This window comes from Actinomycetospora sp. CA-101289, assembly GCF_050955895.1.
GTDB lineage: Bacteria > Actinomycetota > Actinomycetes > Mycobacteriales > Pseudonocardiaceae > Actinomycetospora.
Genome location: NZ_CP192093.1, coordinates 58,059 through 71,428, shown reverse-complemented (window position 1 = coordinate 71,428; position 13,370 = coordinate 58,059). Strand labels below are relative to the sequence as shown.

11 protein-coding genes are annotated in these 13,370 nt (G+C 64.8%); 5 read left to right on the top strand and 6 right to left on the bottom strand.

Features of this window, described 5'->3' with window-relative positions:
• Positions 1–694: 694 nt before the first annotated feature.
• Together ACQPX6_RS00285 and ACQPX6_RS00280 are read right to left on the bottom strand one after the other, a co-directional pair.
• Positions 695–2,284, bottom strand: a complete 1,590-nt coding sequence (locus tag ACQPX6_RS00285) for a S1 family peptidase (RefSeq protein ID WP_433788410.1) — start codon at positions 2,282–2,284, stop codon at positions 695–697.
• Between the two features lie 35 nt (positions 2,285–2,319).
• Complete coding sequence (locus ACQPX6_RS00280) at positions 2,320–3,573, bottom strand: CU044_2847 family protein (RefSeq protein ID WP_433784648.1); 1,254 nt, start codon at positions 3,571–3,573, stop codon at positions 2,320–2,322.
• Positions 3,574–4,145: 572 nt separating this feature from the next.
• Here ACQPX6_RS00280 and ACQPX6_RS00275 point away from each other — a divergent pair.
• Entirely contained in the window at positions 4,146–4,271 is a 126-nt protein-coding gene (locus tag ACQPX6_RS00275) for a hypothetical protein (RefSeq protein ID WP_433784647.1), read from the top strand.
• Between the two features lie 62 nt (positions 4,272–4,333).
• Here the strand turns inward: ACQPX6_RS00275 and ACQPX6_RS00270 are convergent, their stop codons facing one another.
• Complete coding sequence (locus ACQPX6_RS00270) at positions 4,334–4,528, bottom strand: hypothetical protein (RefSeq protein WP_433784646.1); 195 nt, start codon at positions 4,526–4,528, stop codon at positions 4,334–4,336.
• Positions 4,529–4,711: 183 nt separating this feature from the next.
• Between ACQPX6_RS00270 and ACQPX6_RS00265 the strand changes: the two genes are divergently transcribed.
• Positions 4,712–5,188 (top strand): adenylyltransferase/cytidyltransferase family protein, encoded by a 477-nt coding sequence (locus ACQPX6_RS00265; RefSeq protein WP_433784645.1) that lies wholly within the window; start codon positions 4,712–4,714, stop codon positions 5,186–5,188.
• 131 nt (positions 5,189–5,319) lie between these two features.
• Entirely contained in the window at positions 5,320–5,826 is a 507-nt protein-coding gene (locus ACQPX6_RS00260; protein ID WP_433784644.1) for a dCTP deaminase domain-containing protein, read from the top strand.
• Positions 5,827–6,759: 933 nt separating this feature from the next.
• Here the strand turns inward: ACQPX6_RS00260 and ACQPX6_RS00255 are convergent.
• Positions 6,760–6,924, bottom strand: coding sequence for an Lsr2 family DNA-binding protein (locus ACQPX6_RS00255; protein WP_433788409.1), 165 nt, complete (start codon positions 6,922–6,924; stop codon positions 6,760–6,762).
• A 383-nt stretch (positions 6,925–7,307) separates the two neighbouring features.
• On the opposite strand from ACQPX6_RS00255, the gene ACQPX6_RS00250 reads away from it, so the two are divergent.
• Both ACQPX6_RS00250 and ACQPX6_RS00245 read left to right on the top strand, forming a co-directional pair.
• Positions 7,308–8,297, top strand: coding sequence for a type II toxin-antitoxin system VapC family toxin (locus tag ACQPX6_RS00250; protein WP_433784643.1), 990 nt, complete (start codon positions 7,308–7,310; stop codon positions 8,295–8,297).
• A 458-nt stretch (positions 8,298–8,755) separates the two neighbouring features.
• Positions 8,756–12,340 carry a CHAT domain-containing protein gene (locus tag ACQPX6_RS00245; protein ID WP_433784642.1) on the top strand — a complete coding sequence of 1,195 codons (3,585 nt, stop codon included), beginning with the start codon at positions 8,756–8,758 and terminating at the stop codon, positions 12,338–12,340.
• On the opposite strand, the gene ACQPX6_RS00240 is transcribed toward ACQPX6_RS00245, so the two are convergent.
• Together ACQPX6_RS00240 and ACQPX6_RS00235 are read right to left on the bottom strand one after the other, a co-directional pair.
• Positions 12,335–13,057 (bottom strand): hypothetical protein, encoded by a 723-nt coding sequence (locus ACQPX6_RS00240; protein WP_433784641.1) that lies wholly within the window; start codon positions 13,055–13,057, stop codon positions 12,335–12,337. The genes ACQPX6_RS00245 and ACQPX6_RS00240 overlap by 6 nt on opposite strands.
• Positions 13,057–13,251 carry a hypothetical protein gene (locus ACQPX6_RS00235; protein ID WP_433784639.1) on the bottom strand — a complete coding sequence of 65 codons (195 nt, stop codon included), beginning with the start codon at positions 13,249–13,251 and terminating at the stop codon, positions 13,057–13,059. Before ACQPX6_RS00235 ends, ACQPX6_RS00240 begins: the two co-directional genes overlap by 1 nt.
• Between the last annotated feature and the right edge of the window lie 119 nt (positions 13,252–13,370).

Below are 13,370 nucleotides of genomic sequence, written 5' to 3'. Positions count from 1 at the left end.
CTTACCTGCTGCTGTAACCGAAACCTCGGTCCAGTCAGGAGCCTGACGACCTCGCGCGAGGAGTTGCTTCTCGTACTTCCCACGGATCGAACTCACGGTCTGAAGAAATGCTACCACGCGGTTCTGCACATACATTGCGTCCTCAATTACAGGTTCCTCTGGAGCCCAGAAGAGAACGCCGCCAACGTCAACGGAGAGTTGATCGCCGTTCTGAACCGCGAAGATCACTGACACTCGTGCCGCGCACCCCGCCACACTCTGAGAAGTGTCGAATGCTGGAGCTTCAACTAGCACGCTAACAGGTATCTGGCTATGAGGCTCGAGGTAGTAAGAGGTTCTCCTTCCCGCAGAGGTTCGATTGCCATGATATGCATACTTCGCCAGGCTTGGAACCCAATTAGAAGGCTTCCACTTTCGACCATTTCCATCTATAAAAACGACCGCCTGCAACACGGGCTTAACCGATAGCGTCACAACTTCACCGTATTGCAGTTCGACGGCGGTCACGACAATTGGTTTAGTGTGCCAATTCCGAAGAATCATATTGACGAGAATTAAGTCAGAGCCGGATGAGTGCCTCTGCATCCACAGGGCTGTCAAGCTTCCCGGGACCACGCTCAGTCTGCGGTCCGACGGCAACCTCGTGCTAGTCACAATCCCTCGCATGACCGGTGGTCGGAGCGTGTCGGCTCCCTTAAGCTAGCGGACGCAAGTACTCGTCGAGTTTACTCTCCTTCTGTTGGAGGAATGCCAACACCCTGCTGATCGACTCCAGCCTCGGACGTGGCGTATCCCGATCTGGACTGGCGACTTCACCATCCCGCCCCAATATCTCCTCGAGGCTCGCCAACTGAGCCGCGTGCTCAGCTATAAATTTCGCTACCGCATATCTTGGACGCCAGAAAGCCTCAGTGATTGTCCCGTTACTCTTACCTACATCAGTCTTGCCGACAATGTCGCGTCTCCCGAGCGTGCTATGGACCTTCCCTGCTTGCGCAGCATTAGTTTCGAGAGTGCGCCACGGGATAGGGTCGAGGCCCATCGATACGCCGACCCTATCGAATTCTCCACGGATTGCCGCCACAGAGGAAACGAATCTCTTAATGCTAGTGTCAATGCTCTCGACGTCAGGGCACCTGGGCGGGGCTGGAAAATAGATGGTCACGCCGTTCGACACGGCGCGGCCGCCACCATTATAGAGGAATTCAAACTCTAAGTGGTATATGTTCGCCGTCCACTTACCCTCAGGCCTAGGCACTTCAACGACAAGTTCGAATCGGTCGAAAGCATTTGGCTCGATCAGTTGAGACATCTTTCGCTGAACGAGAAACGGTTCTTCACTGGGCCCAGGCAGGCTAGCGAAAGTTCTAGAGCTGGATTCTAGGAACCCCGCAGTCGGGAAATTGGCCGCTGCGGGGGGAGCTATCGGACGAAACCTACAACTCTTGGGGCAATTGATGATCACCCGCGAAATAAGTGCCGCGTGGCTACCTCCGTTGTGTACCGATATGTCAGCGCAAAGATAATCACTGCGAGGAGCTGCATGCAGCCACTCGAACCAGAGGTCCTGTATGGCGATGGGTCGAGAGCTCGATCGAGAGTTGGACGGGCCCCGCACCTCGGAGGGCTCGCGCCGCGACACCCTCACATCTGCGTACTCGATCAGAATTCGCTCGAGATCCTCGGTCCTCGCAACCCATGCGGTGTCCCGTAGCCATCCGTCCTGACTGTTATAACGACCCGACACGACCCCCGCGATCGAGCCAGTTGAGGTCAGCACCGGGGCGCCACTCATACCTCGCATCACTGCATCCGATGTTATTCGGGCGAGTTGGAGGGAATCGCTTCTAGTCGTTCCGCCAGCCCAATTTCCCAATGCGTCGAGGAAACGGTATTGGAAATAATCTTCGACCGCTGCCACTCCCGTCACGGAGATCTGAGCAGCGAGTTCCATCCCGTCAGAGGGCTGCAACGACGGGGCTATTCGAGGAAGCGCAACACCAAGACGCAAGAGGGCTAGGTCGTGCTCAGGATCAGTTGCTAGAACCACGGCTGGTATGGCCTGTCGATCTCGCTCTTCAGAGCGACTCCTCTCCAGCGATGGCGGCACATCATTTAGTGCGTCGACGTTCACGTCGGAACCCACGGTACCGGCGCCCACGTCGGCGATCACATGCCACGCAGTAGCGACTATCCGGTCAGCAACTTGAAAACACGTACCGATCGGCTCATCGTTCTGATCGAGCACTCTACCTAGATAGCCAGGTACTCGTGGGTCGGGCATCGCCGTATCAGTCCTCCTGTGGGCGACCACAACGGTCACACTGGTCCGGCTGCCCCGTCGTAAATCAGGGTCACTTCCAGCGTCGCTTCGCCAGAAGCCTCGGCGACGATCACGTTACCCTTTGCGGTGAACTTCAACCCAAACTTGACTTGTACCTGCCGTGGCCGCGCCGTCCGATCCCCCAACTTGCCGATAGTCGACACAGTTGCCCTAGCCATGGCTACGATCGCGTCCTGAGCCCGGGCAAACGCGTCATTCACAGCCTCGCCCGCGCGGTCTAACCGGTTAGAGGTCGGCTCCGACCCCGATATCAGCGCCGTTTGCACCCACAACTCGTTGCCGTCTACATTGAGCGGCATCAGCCCACTAGGCACGAAGCTCCTCTCACTGCGCCAGACGATGCTTTTACTTTCCGCGTGACACGCACGCGTGGCCAGTTCCCAGATCGCCCAGTTTGCCCCGGCCGTTACGGATGTCCACGCCGCCCTGCCCTGACGCTGACCCGTCCCGGCCCACCGAGCCAGCTCGCTGACGAGTTCAGACACGTGCAGAGGGATGGATGCCCGGCGTCGCGCCCGCCCCGGAACCCTGAACCGCCGCCCCGACGAACATGGGAACCCGGTTGATGTGTCCGTTCTCAAGACATGGTTGACGGATCGTCGTAAGACATCGTTGACGTGCACCAGAGGGATCAGGCCTTGAAGCGGGTCAGAGGCTTGGGGGGGATCGCCGGCGTAGGTGGCGAGCTCACGGTCGCAGACGCGGAAGCTGTTGTCCTCGGCGACCACGGTGATGGTCTTGCCGCCGTGAGCGCGCCCGATCCGCGGGCGCTGCCGAGCGACCATGACGACCCCGTCGGCGCCGACGACACGCCGAGCCCACGGCGCGCGCGCCGGAGTCGGCGCGGGCAGCGGTCCGCTGGGACGGCGGGCACCGGGCAGGGCGAGGCGCTTCTCGAGGGCGATCGGCTGAGGCCAGCTGGCGAGCAGCAGCCGCCCGGCGACGGCGTGGACGAGGTGGCCGTCGAGGCGCAGCACGACCAGGGTGCCGGTTTGGCCGATACCGACGTTGAAGTAGGTGTTGTCGGCCCGAACGAGACCGTCGCGGCCGACGACATGGTCGACCTCGACGACGGTGTCCGGCGCGGCATGACGGGCCGAGCGAGGCAGCGCCGCCGCTGCGGGCGCATCGCCGGCCGGGACGGGCGCCGCGGGTGCGTAGCTCGCCGAGGTGACCGTTGGAGAGCCGGGAGGGCACGGTCTTGAGCATCTGTCCGTCGAGGCTGACATGCACGGTGTCGACGTCGACCGAGACGGTGTCGACCGAGACGGTGACGACGCGGCCGCCGTACGCGGGGCCGAGCGAGAGCTGCTGATGGGCAGCGAGCGCGACGCTGCCGCAGCCCGGCACGCGGACCTCGAGCTCCACCGCGCCCGCCGACCCGACCCGCTCGCCCGGCGTCAAGAACGACGACGGAGACGAGGCTGGTTCGTTGTGCTCGTCCGGGGAGGTAGCGGGGACCTGGTCGGGGGCGGGCCGGCCGGCGTCGGCGCCCGACTTGTCGTTCGGGCGGAACAGGTCGGCCGGGGGGGCAATGTGCAGGCAGGCCGAGTGGGCCCGGGATCGTGGCCTCCTCACGGAGTGGGGCGTCAGGCCGTCTAAAGGGCTCGTGGGTGCGGGTCGTGGTGCGAACGCCGACCGTGGTCGCGAACGTCGTGTAACGTAAACACCGTGAGCTGCTGTCGGCTCGCGATCGAGGTTCACTCTCGCCCGACAGCCCTTGCGATGGACCGCATTGGAGGTTCGCCAGTGACAAAGACACCGGGAACTATCCGAAAGCGATCCTTAGCGAGGAAGAGAAATGGACGAGGGCGGCAACTCCGGACGAACCTGGAAGAAGTGGCGTAAGCGAATCGCGGCGGGCGCGGTGCTGCTGCTCACGGCAGCGCCGGACTGGTGGCCGATCATCGAGCCGTTCCTCTCCTAAGCGCGACGACGCCCCGGTCTCCGCGAGGGAGCCGGGGCGTCAGGTCGGTAAAGGGAAGGGAGTCACCACTCCGAGGCGTCGTGATCCCGACCGCACTCGACGACGCGAGTCTCCGCGGGCAGGTAAACCAGTTCTACGTCGAACGCGACCCAGTCGTGGACCTTTGTCGCGAGCCCGCGCATCGGCACCGACGAGAGCGTTTCGAAGCGCCCCCACACCCGGCCCTCGCGCTCGACGGTCGTCTCGCCGAGCAGCAACGCCTCCCTGCCGGCGACCCGCGCCGGTCTCCGGGTCGCTAAGGATGGAGAGCGCGGCGGCGCTCGGAAGGTGCGGCACCAGCGTGTCCCAGACGTCCGCCAGGTCTCGCGGACCCCCGGTGCCCGTGCCGAGGCCTTCTCGACTACGATTCGAAGACCTAATCAGCGCGAGGAAGAAGTCGTGTGCAGCGCGCCCCTGTCTTCTGGGACCTCGAAGAGCTGCTCGCCCAGATCGGCGCCTGGCGATGCGATGGAAGGACGCTTGGCCTAGTTTCCGGGACCTTCGACCTCCTGCACGTCGGACATATGCGGTTCCTGGAGCGGGCGAGCTGCTTGACGGACGCGTTGATTGTGGGGGTCGATAGCGACGCGAAAGTCTCGGTCCGCAAAGGTGCGGCTCGGCCAGTGTTACCTGATCGTGAAAGAATGGAAATGCTATCTCATGTGCGTCATGTTGATGCAGTGTTCCTCAAGACGATCGCGCCTCGCTGGCACTTCGCTACCTCGATCCAACCAGACGTTCTGATTGTTAGCTCCGAGACTTACGGGGAAGAGGACCTCGACTTGCTACGCCAGGAAGTGAAGGCGATCGCGCTTCTGCCTCGTGATTCAGGAATGTCAACGTCACAACCGAGCAGATTGATGGCGTGGAGGAAGTAGCCCTTGCGCGGATCACCCCTCGAATTCACCCATGTTGAGGTAGCGCCGTTCACGCCGAGTGGGCCGTAAGCGCGTCGCGATAGAGCCCAGTACTTCGCAGGTCCGCTTTTCAATCCAAGGGAGCCCACCTAATGTTCCTCCTCTCAGACGAACAAGTGCTGCGACAGGTCGAACAGGGCACTATACGTATCAACCCATTCGAAAAGAAACAACTGCTGTCAACTTGCTACTACTTCCGTCTCGGACAGCACGTAACAGTTCGTCACCGTAGCGGCAATGAAATCGTCGACCTTATGAGGACGAGCGCGACGGTAGAACCAGGAGAGCTGACCATCATCCGGTCTTACGAGAGCTTCGAGCTGTCGGAGAGCCACATGGGACTCCTCGGAGCCACAACCCGACTTGGCGTTGAGAAGAGCCTTCTGCTACTACACGGACCTACAATAGATCCAAGCTACCAAGGTCCGCTCGACCTCGCTCTTCTTAACGTCGGCCAGACGAACGTTGAGCTGACGTTTCAGATGTCGATAGGCAAGATTCACTTCTTGAACATCGCCGACTCCGGTCTCGCCAAGGATCACAGGATCGTCACCCTACAAGCAAGGATAGAGCGAATGGCCTCGGAGGCGCGGGAATAGGGACGACTGAACGCACATTGGGGTGGCAATGATTGATGCGAGTCTAATTGCAAGCGTCGTATCCGCATTTAGCGGTATACTTGGAGCCGTTGTCGGTGGAATGTTCGTTGCTCGGCAGACCCGTCGCGCCTCGGAAAGTGCGCGTCTGCAACGCGCGCAGGAGCGATTGATTGAGGATGTTGGCATACGCCGCGCAGCGACGCAGCACATGTTGAAAGAACTGGTGCAACTCGAGAGAGAGATAGAGCAGATTAGTCGGGTCGGCGGGGAAGCCGGGGGAGCTTCCGCCTCAACCACTGCGAGGACCGAATTTCAAGCCGCGAAAGACCAGCTAGAACGCCACGCGGAAGAGTTCGAGATGTTCGTCCGATCGACTCTGGCCGCCCTGCCGGATACGGGCGCACGTGAGAATGCGGCGGGTGTGCTCAGTATTGTTCGAGAGATCGTAGGGCGCTCACGGATCGCCCTTGAAAGGGACGTGACAGCCGCCTCAATATCCTACCTTCAGTCAGTGGCAGTGGCGACAGAGAGTGCTCTTCGCAGACTCGAACAATCCGTAGATATCGGACTGCCCAGCGCTCAAGTTATGTCTACGAGCTTAGCGGCTCCGGTCCTGCCCGTGAGGTAGGTTCAACCCGAGTAGTTGACGCACTGTCGACGACGGCTCGTCTCTAAGCGAACTCCCACCTCGCTGCTAAGTCGATTGTAGAAAATGTGCCACCGCCCGGGGTGGCATATCCGCTCAGCGCAACTTTAATGGAGGGCGGCTCGCCGTAGTCGAGAGTGAGGTCGACCTGCGACGATCACGCGAGTTCATTACATATAACCGGGTTTCGGCTCTCGACGCCTCAGCGGGCGACGTATCCGCTAGGCGATGGGCCGGCCCCGGAACTTCGTCCCGGGGGGAGGAACGGCGTCCGGGACCGGCACCGTCTAGTGGGAGTCCGCGTATGACGGTGTTACCGCACGTTGACGTGCCCCCGTCCGCGGCGCCTGCTTGTGGGCGGCGTCGTAGGCCTCGACGATATTGCTTGGCAGGCGGCCACGGTCGCTGACCGCCCGGCCGCTGCTCTTGGCCCAGTCACGGATGGCCTTCATCGGTTCGCGACTGCGGCCGGCGGCGTTCGCCACGGCCCCGCTCGAGGCCGAAGAGCGTAAGCCGCTGCCGGTGACGAGCACGCCCGGCCCGTCGTGGCGAGCGAGAGCGCGCACCACGCGGCGGGTGAGGTCGACGCGGCTGCGGCGCTTCGTCTCGAGCGGGCGGTAGGAGCCAGGCAGCGACCCCTCGCTATCGGCTAGCGCGAGCGACCAGGAGGCCGAGTCGCGACGAGCCACTCCTAACCGCTGACAGCGTCAGACCTAGAGTAAAACCCCCTCGCAGGAGGCCGTACGTACAGATAGCATAGATCGGTCCGAGCCCAAAGTTTAGACACAACGAGATCACAAACGACAATATGACTTCGAGGGAGAGGAGCGCCTCCGTGCGCCTCATTCTCGACACCAATATCTGGTCAGAAATCGGGCGACGAGATTCGCGTGAGAGCCTTGAGAAGCTTGCGGCGTCTCGCCAGTGGGCGGTCCAGACACCTCCTGCGACGCTCCTGGAGGTGTTGCGCACACCTGATGATGACGCGCTTCGGAAGATCGTCGAGGTCTTATCCTCGAAGAGCTGGACACGGCTTCGGACGGAGGCCGACCAGCAAGCTGCAGAGATGGTATCCGAAGTGCGCCGCACTCGCCCAGAGTGGGTGCTACAACTACCGCTTCCGGGGAGTCTGGCGACCTACCGGACCGAGTGGCTAAAAACGGTTTGGCGTCAAGCGCGGTCTCACCCAGAAATGATGAGAGCGTTGTCCCACCGTGTGCACGCACCACTGCAAGAAGCGGCGTTGAAGAACTACGAGGAGAACCGGACACGCCGCTTGGCCACGAAGAGCGACGTCAGCGATCTCACGCACATGGTGGTCGAGCCAACCGACAATTCCAGCGCAGAGTACGTCGCTGGCTGGCGTACGGGCGACAAACTCGAGTGGTGGAGAGTCCAAGCTCGTGACGTGTACTGGCACTCAATAAGGACCGCGACCGCCGTGCGACGGTCGGGTCGCAACAGCACTGACGTCGACTGGCTTGAGCCTTACCTTGACATGCGCCGTGTCGGCGCCAGTGCAGAGGAATTCTCGAAGTTCTGGTTCTATGACGTCGACAGGGTCAACGTGCCTCGAACCTGGCTTCGGTGGGCGGTCTCCACTGCGCAGCTTATGAGCAAGATAACGTCAGGCAGCCCGGGGGACGACCAATTGGCGGCCTATTTGCCAGACTGTGACATTTTTGTGACGAGGGATAAGCGACTTGCTTCGGCACTTGAACTCGTGCGAAAGCACAGCTTGTGTCCCATACCCGAGGTAGTTCGCTTTCCCAAGCTCGCGGAGTCAGGTTCGGCTGTGGCCGCGCTGGCTGACTGCATCAGGTAGCGCATGAGTGGAAGGGGCAGGCGGAGCCAGACCTCGCTAACGGTAACGGAGGCCCCACACGGCGGTCGAGGCTCACGGGCAACGTCGAGTGGGGTGTCCCGGGCCAGGCCCTTCTAGGCGCGAAGGAGCGCCTTGCAAAGATGGCCGATCCCGTGCACAGAAGCCTCTACCAGCAACGACGTCCCTCGTGGGACGTCACGGCGTGCTCTACCACCTCACCAGGTGCTGCCGTTTCGTGTCACGAGCCGTGTCACGAGGATCGCGGGGCGACGTCGTAGGGCCACCCGGAACCGGTGCACGAGAGTCGGGTGGGTCGCCGCCCGCGAAACACTCCATGGTCACCGGCCGGGCCACTACCGTCGTCGCTGGCGTCGACACGTAGGCCGATGGGCGGGAGGGCCGCGTGCCGACGACATGGGTGTGATCGTGGTTTGGGGGAGCGTGTGGCGGTTCTTCGGATGGTCGACCGCGGGGTCGGTGACCGGCGGCGGGTGAGCGTGTCGTGGGTGGGCGGGGCGCCGCTGACCCATGAGACCGAGGTCGAGCTGCCGGTGGATGAGGCGGAGTCCGAGCGGGTCCGGTGGTATCTGGAGGACTACGCGGAGTTCCCGGCCGATCCGGCGCCGGCGGTGGCCCGCAGCGCGGAGGAGCTGCTCGCGTCGGTGGGGCGTGAGCTGTTCGAGCGAGTGTTCGCCGCGCGGGGTGCGGCGCGGGTATGGACGTCGGCCGAGGCGGAGCTGGCCGCGGTGCGGGTGGAGATCGACACCGATCCCTCCGACGCGCCAGGGGTTCCGTGGGAGCTGCTGCGCGACCCGGACTCCGACCGTCCGGTGGCGCTCGGAGCGGCAGAGTTCGTGCGGACCCATCACCAAACGGCGCGGGCGGTGCGGCTGCCGTCACCGACGGCGGGGCCGTTGCGGGTGCTGCTGGTGATCTGCCGGCCCGGTGGCGAGGAGGACGTGCCGTTCCGCTCGGTGGCCTCCCGGCTGGTGCGCAGCAGCGTAGACCGCCTGGACGGGGTCGATCTGGAGGTGCTGCGCCCGCCGACGTTCGCCCGGCTCGCCGCGGTGCTGCGATCAGCGGCCGAGGCGGGCCGCGGATTCCACATCGTTCACTTCGACGGGCACGGCGCGTTCCTCGACACCGGCGCGCTGGGCGACGACGCGGTCGCGGTGTCGGCGCTGACCTTTGGCCCCACCGACCAGACCCGGCCGGGGCGTCACGGCTACCTGCTGTTCGAGGACCCGCAGCACGCATCCGGGCAGCGGCTGGTGGACGGCCCGACAATGGCCGGGCTGCTGGTCGAGACTGGGGTACCCGTCCTGGTGCTCAACGCGTGCCGTTCGGCGTACGCGGAGGCCCCGGCGGCGCCGGACCCCGCCGCGGGGGTGCACGACCGGATTCGGGCCTACGGGTCGTTGGCCGCGGAGGTCGCCGATCAGGGCGTGCCCGGGGTGGTGGCGATGCGCTACAACGTCTACGTCGAGACCGCCGCCCGCTTCGTCGAAGACCTCTACCGGCGGCTGGCGTCGGGTGGGTCGCTCGGCGCGGCGGTGTCGGGGGCGCGCAAGGCGCTGGCCGCTGACCCACGTCGGCGGATCGCCGCGACTCCGGTCGAGCTGCAGGACTGGCTGGTCCCGACCGTCTACGAGCCCGAGCCGCTGACCCTGCGCACCGCGCAGGCATCGTTCGAGGTGGCGCCCGAGCCGCCGACAGTCGGGGTGCCCGACGCCCCGGACATCGGGTTCTTCGGCCGCGACGAGGCACTGCTCGCCCTGGACCGGGCGTTCGACAGCGACCGGGTCGTACTGCTCCACGCCCTGGCCGGTGCGGGCAAGACCACCACCGCGGCGGAGTTCGCCCGCTGGTACACCGCCACCGGCGGGGTCGACGCCGAGATGGGTGGGGAAGTGCTGTGGACCAGCTTCGAGCACCACATCCCCCTCGACCGCGTCCTCGACACCGCAGGGGCGGCGCTCACGCCGCTGCTCGAGGCAAGTGACATCCACTGGGCGGCGATCACCGACCCCGCGCAGCGGCGGGCGGTGATCCTGCGCGTGCTCGCGGCGGTGCCGGTGCTGTGGGTGTGGGACAACGTCGAACCCGTCACCGGCTTCCCCACCGGCGCCCCCTCGGCCTGGAGCGAGCAGGAGCAGACCGAACTGCGGACGTTCCTCCGCGAGCTGCGCGACCGCACCCGGACCAAGGTGCTGCTTACCTCCCGCCGCGACGAACACCCCTGGCTCGGCGACCTCCCGCAGCGCGTCCGGCTACAGCCGATGCCGATGCGGGAACGGCTGCAGCTGACCCACGCCCTAGTCCGCCGCCTCTCTAGGACCCCCCGGAGCGAGGACATCGACTGGCATCGGCTGCTGCGCTTCACCGGCGGCAACCCGTTGGCGATCACGGTGGCGCTGCGCCAGGCCGTGCTGCGCGAACAGGTCACCAGCACCGCACAGCTCGAAGCCTTCGTGGCCCAGGTGGAGGCCGGGGCCGCCGGGCTGGAACCGGCCGAGAACGCCGAGCTGGGCCGCAGCGACTCGCTCGCCGCGTCGCTGGCCTACGGGTTCGCCCACGCCTTCACCGACACCGAGCACGCCCAGCTCGCGCTGCTGCACCTGTTCCAAGACACCGTCAGTACCGACGCCCTGCTTACGATGGGCGACGCACAGTTTGTTGGCGACGACGCGCTGCCCGCGCTGGCCATAGCCGACCGTGACCAGCTCACGGCACTACTCAACCGCGCCGCCGAGCTCGGCCTGCTCACCCGATTTAGCGGGGGCTACTACGGCATTCACCCCGCCCTGCCGTGGTTCTTCGCTGACCTCTTCACCACCCACGTCCTCGACCCTGACGCCGCGCAACGCGCCTACACCTCCGCTCACGCCACCCTCGGCGATGTCTACTTCGATGTTATTGAGGACGGACACACCGCTGTGCTGTCACTACTACGTATGCAGGAAGCCAACCTGCGCCATGCGCTGCGCCTAGCCCGCATACATAACTTCCCGAAGTGCGTGATCAGTTGCGCACAAGGTTTGCGCAAGCTCTTTAGCTTGACCGGACGCGACGTTGAGTGGGCTCGGTTGGTGGCTGATTTCGTGGGTGAGTACATCGATCCCGCCAGCGATCTACCCCGCCCTGGGCGCGAGGACCACTACAGTATTGTTGCTGGGTATTGCGTCCAGCTGGCTAAGAATCAGCGGGACTGGGCTACCGCTATCCGCCTGCAGACGGACCTCACCGCGTGGGTCCGGGACCGCGCAACCGAGCATCTCCAGAGCCCCCCAGAGCGCCTCGACCCAATCGGTCGAAGCCGCCTGCGCGCCTTGGCAGTTAGCGAGCAACACCTCGGGGACCTGCTGCACGAGCTTGATGACCCCGCCTGCCGGGAGCATTTCCAAGCCCAATATGACGTTGCCGAGCAAATCGGCGACACCCGCGCCCAGGCCGCCGCGGCGTCGAGCATGGGCAACGCCTACTTGGTTGTGACTGGGCTGCGGGACGTCCTCCAGGCCGAGTATTGGCACAAGCGTCACCTCGACCTCGTCCCCGAACACGACCGCATCGGCCGCGCAGGCGCCCATGGCTCCTTGGCGAACGTGAACTACAACCGATTTCGCGAGGCCCGCGACGCCGGCGCGTCCGCCGAGGAGTTGACCGCCTACCTGGAAGAGGCGCGCGCGGGCTACGAGCAGGTCCTCGACCTGCTGCCCGACGACCACCACATCTATCGCGCCACCTCCCACAATCAGCTCGGTCTCCTCCACCGCCTGGCAGGCGATGTACCGCGGGCAATAGGCCATTTTCAGCGATCTATCCGCCATAAGGAGGCTCGCGGTAACGCCTATGGCGCCGGGGAGACCCGCCACCACATCGCCCTGCTCCTCGCGGAGAACGGCCGTCGAAGCGACGCCTTGCTCTACGCCCGCGCCGCCCTTACCAACTTCCAACAGGTCGGCCCTGGCGCTCGAGCCGAAGCAGCAGCAGCCGAGAGACTCATTCGCAGACTTGAGGATCAAAGCTCCGAGCAGCCCTCATGAACCCGCGCACGTCACGCTCGGTGCGCCGCCCGGGGCCGCGGTGGCGCCGCAGGTCGAGCCGGGCGCCTGGGATGTGATGGTAACGGCGGCGCCAGGGGGGACTCCGGTGAGGGTGAGGGTGCGGGTGGCGGTGCCGTCGGGGGCAGGACCAAATGCGGCTCGGGCGGCCTCGTGGCCGTCGACGCTCACGGTCGCGGTCGCGACCTGGCCGGGACGGACTCCACGAAAAGTGACATCCACGGCGACTGCGTCGGCAGTGCGGGTGACGCCCAGGGTCGGCGCCGCGCGTGGGCCGAGCAGCAGCGACACCCCGGCCGCAAGCCCGGCGCATGCGACGGAGGCGACCAGCAGCCCTGCCGCCCACCGCGCCAGCCGGACTCGGCGCGAGAATTGGGTGTTGAACCACCGCTCGACCTCGGCCAGGTCGTTCGGCTTGAGATCGCGCGTGACGGTGACCCATTGCGCGGCGAGCGCGACAAGCAGCGCAGCGATGGCCAGCGCGGCCGCAGTAACCGCCAACCACCGGGAGGGGTCGGGCAAGGTAGTGAGGCTGGCGGCGAGCAGCCCGAGCCCGGTGAGCACGGTGGCGACCACGCTGACGGTGGAGGCGACCCGGCTGGCGGCGGTGTCGAGCCGCTGCAGCGACTTGGCCGGCGCGAGCTCGTCGGCCAGCGCCAGCCAACGACGGTCGCCGTCGGTGAGCTCCCCGACGGCCATCAGGTCTCGCGCTCGCCCGAGGCCATCAACATGTGAGCCCCGGAACCATCCCCGGGACACGTCACCTGCACCCGGAAGGGGCGCTTCCCGAACGCGACTGGTGGGCCCTCGTCCTCGAGGGCCTCGAGGACACGGGAGGTCAGGTCCACCTGGGGGTGGGTGGGGCACTTGTAGGTGGCGGGGGTCAGCGGCACGAGCGACTCCGTTCCAACGCGGGAACGCAGACTAGGGGGTAACACACAGTGAGCCCGAGACGAGGTGATGGCGTGGATAACGGGCCGGTGATGAAGATCGAGGACCGCCCCCTGGGCGA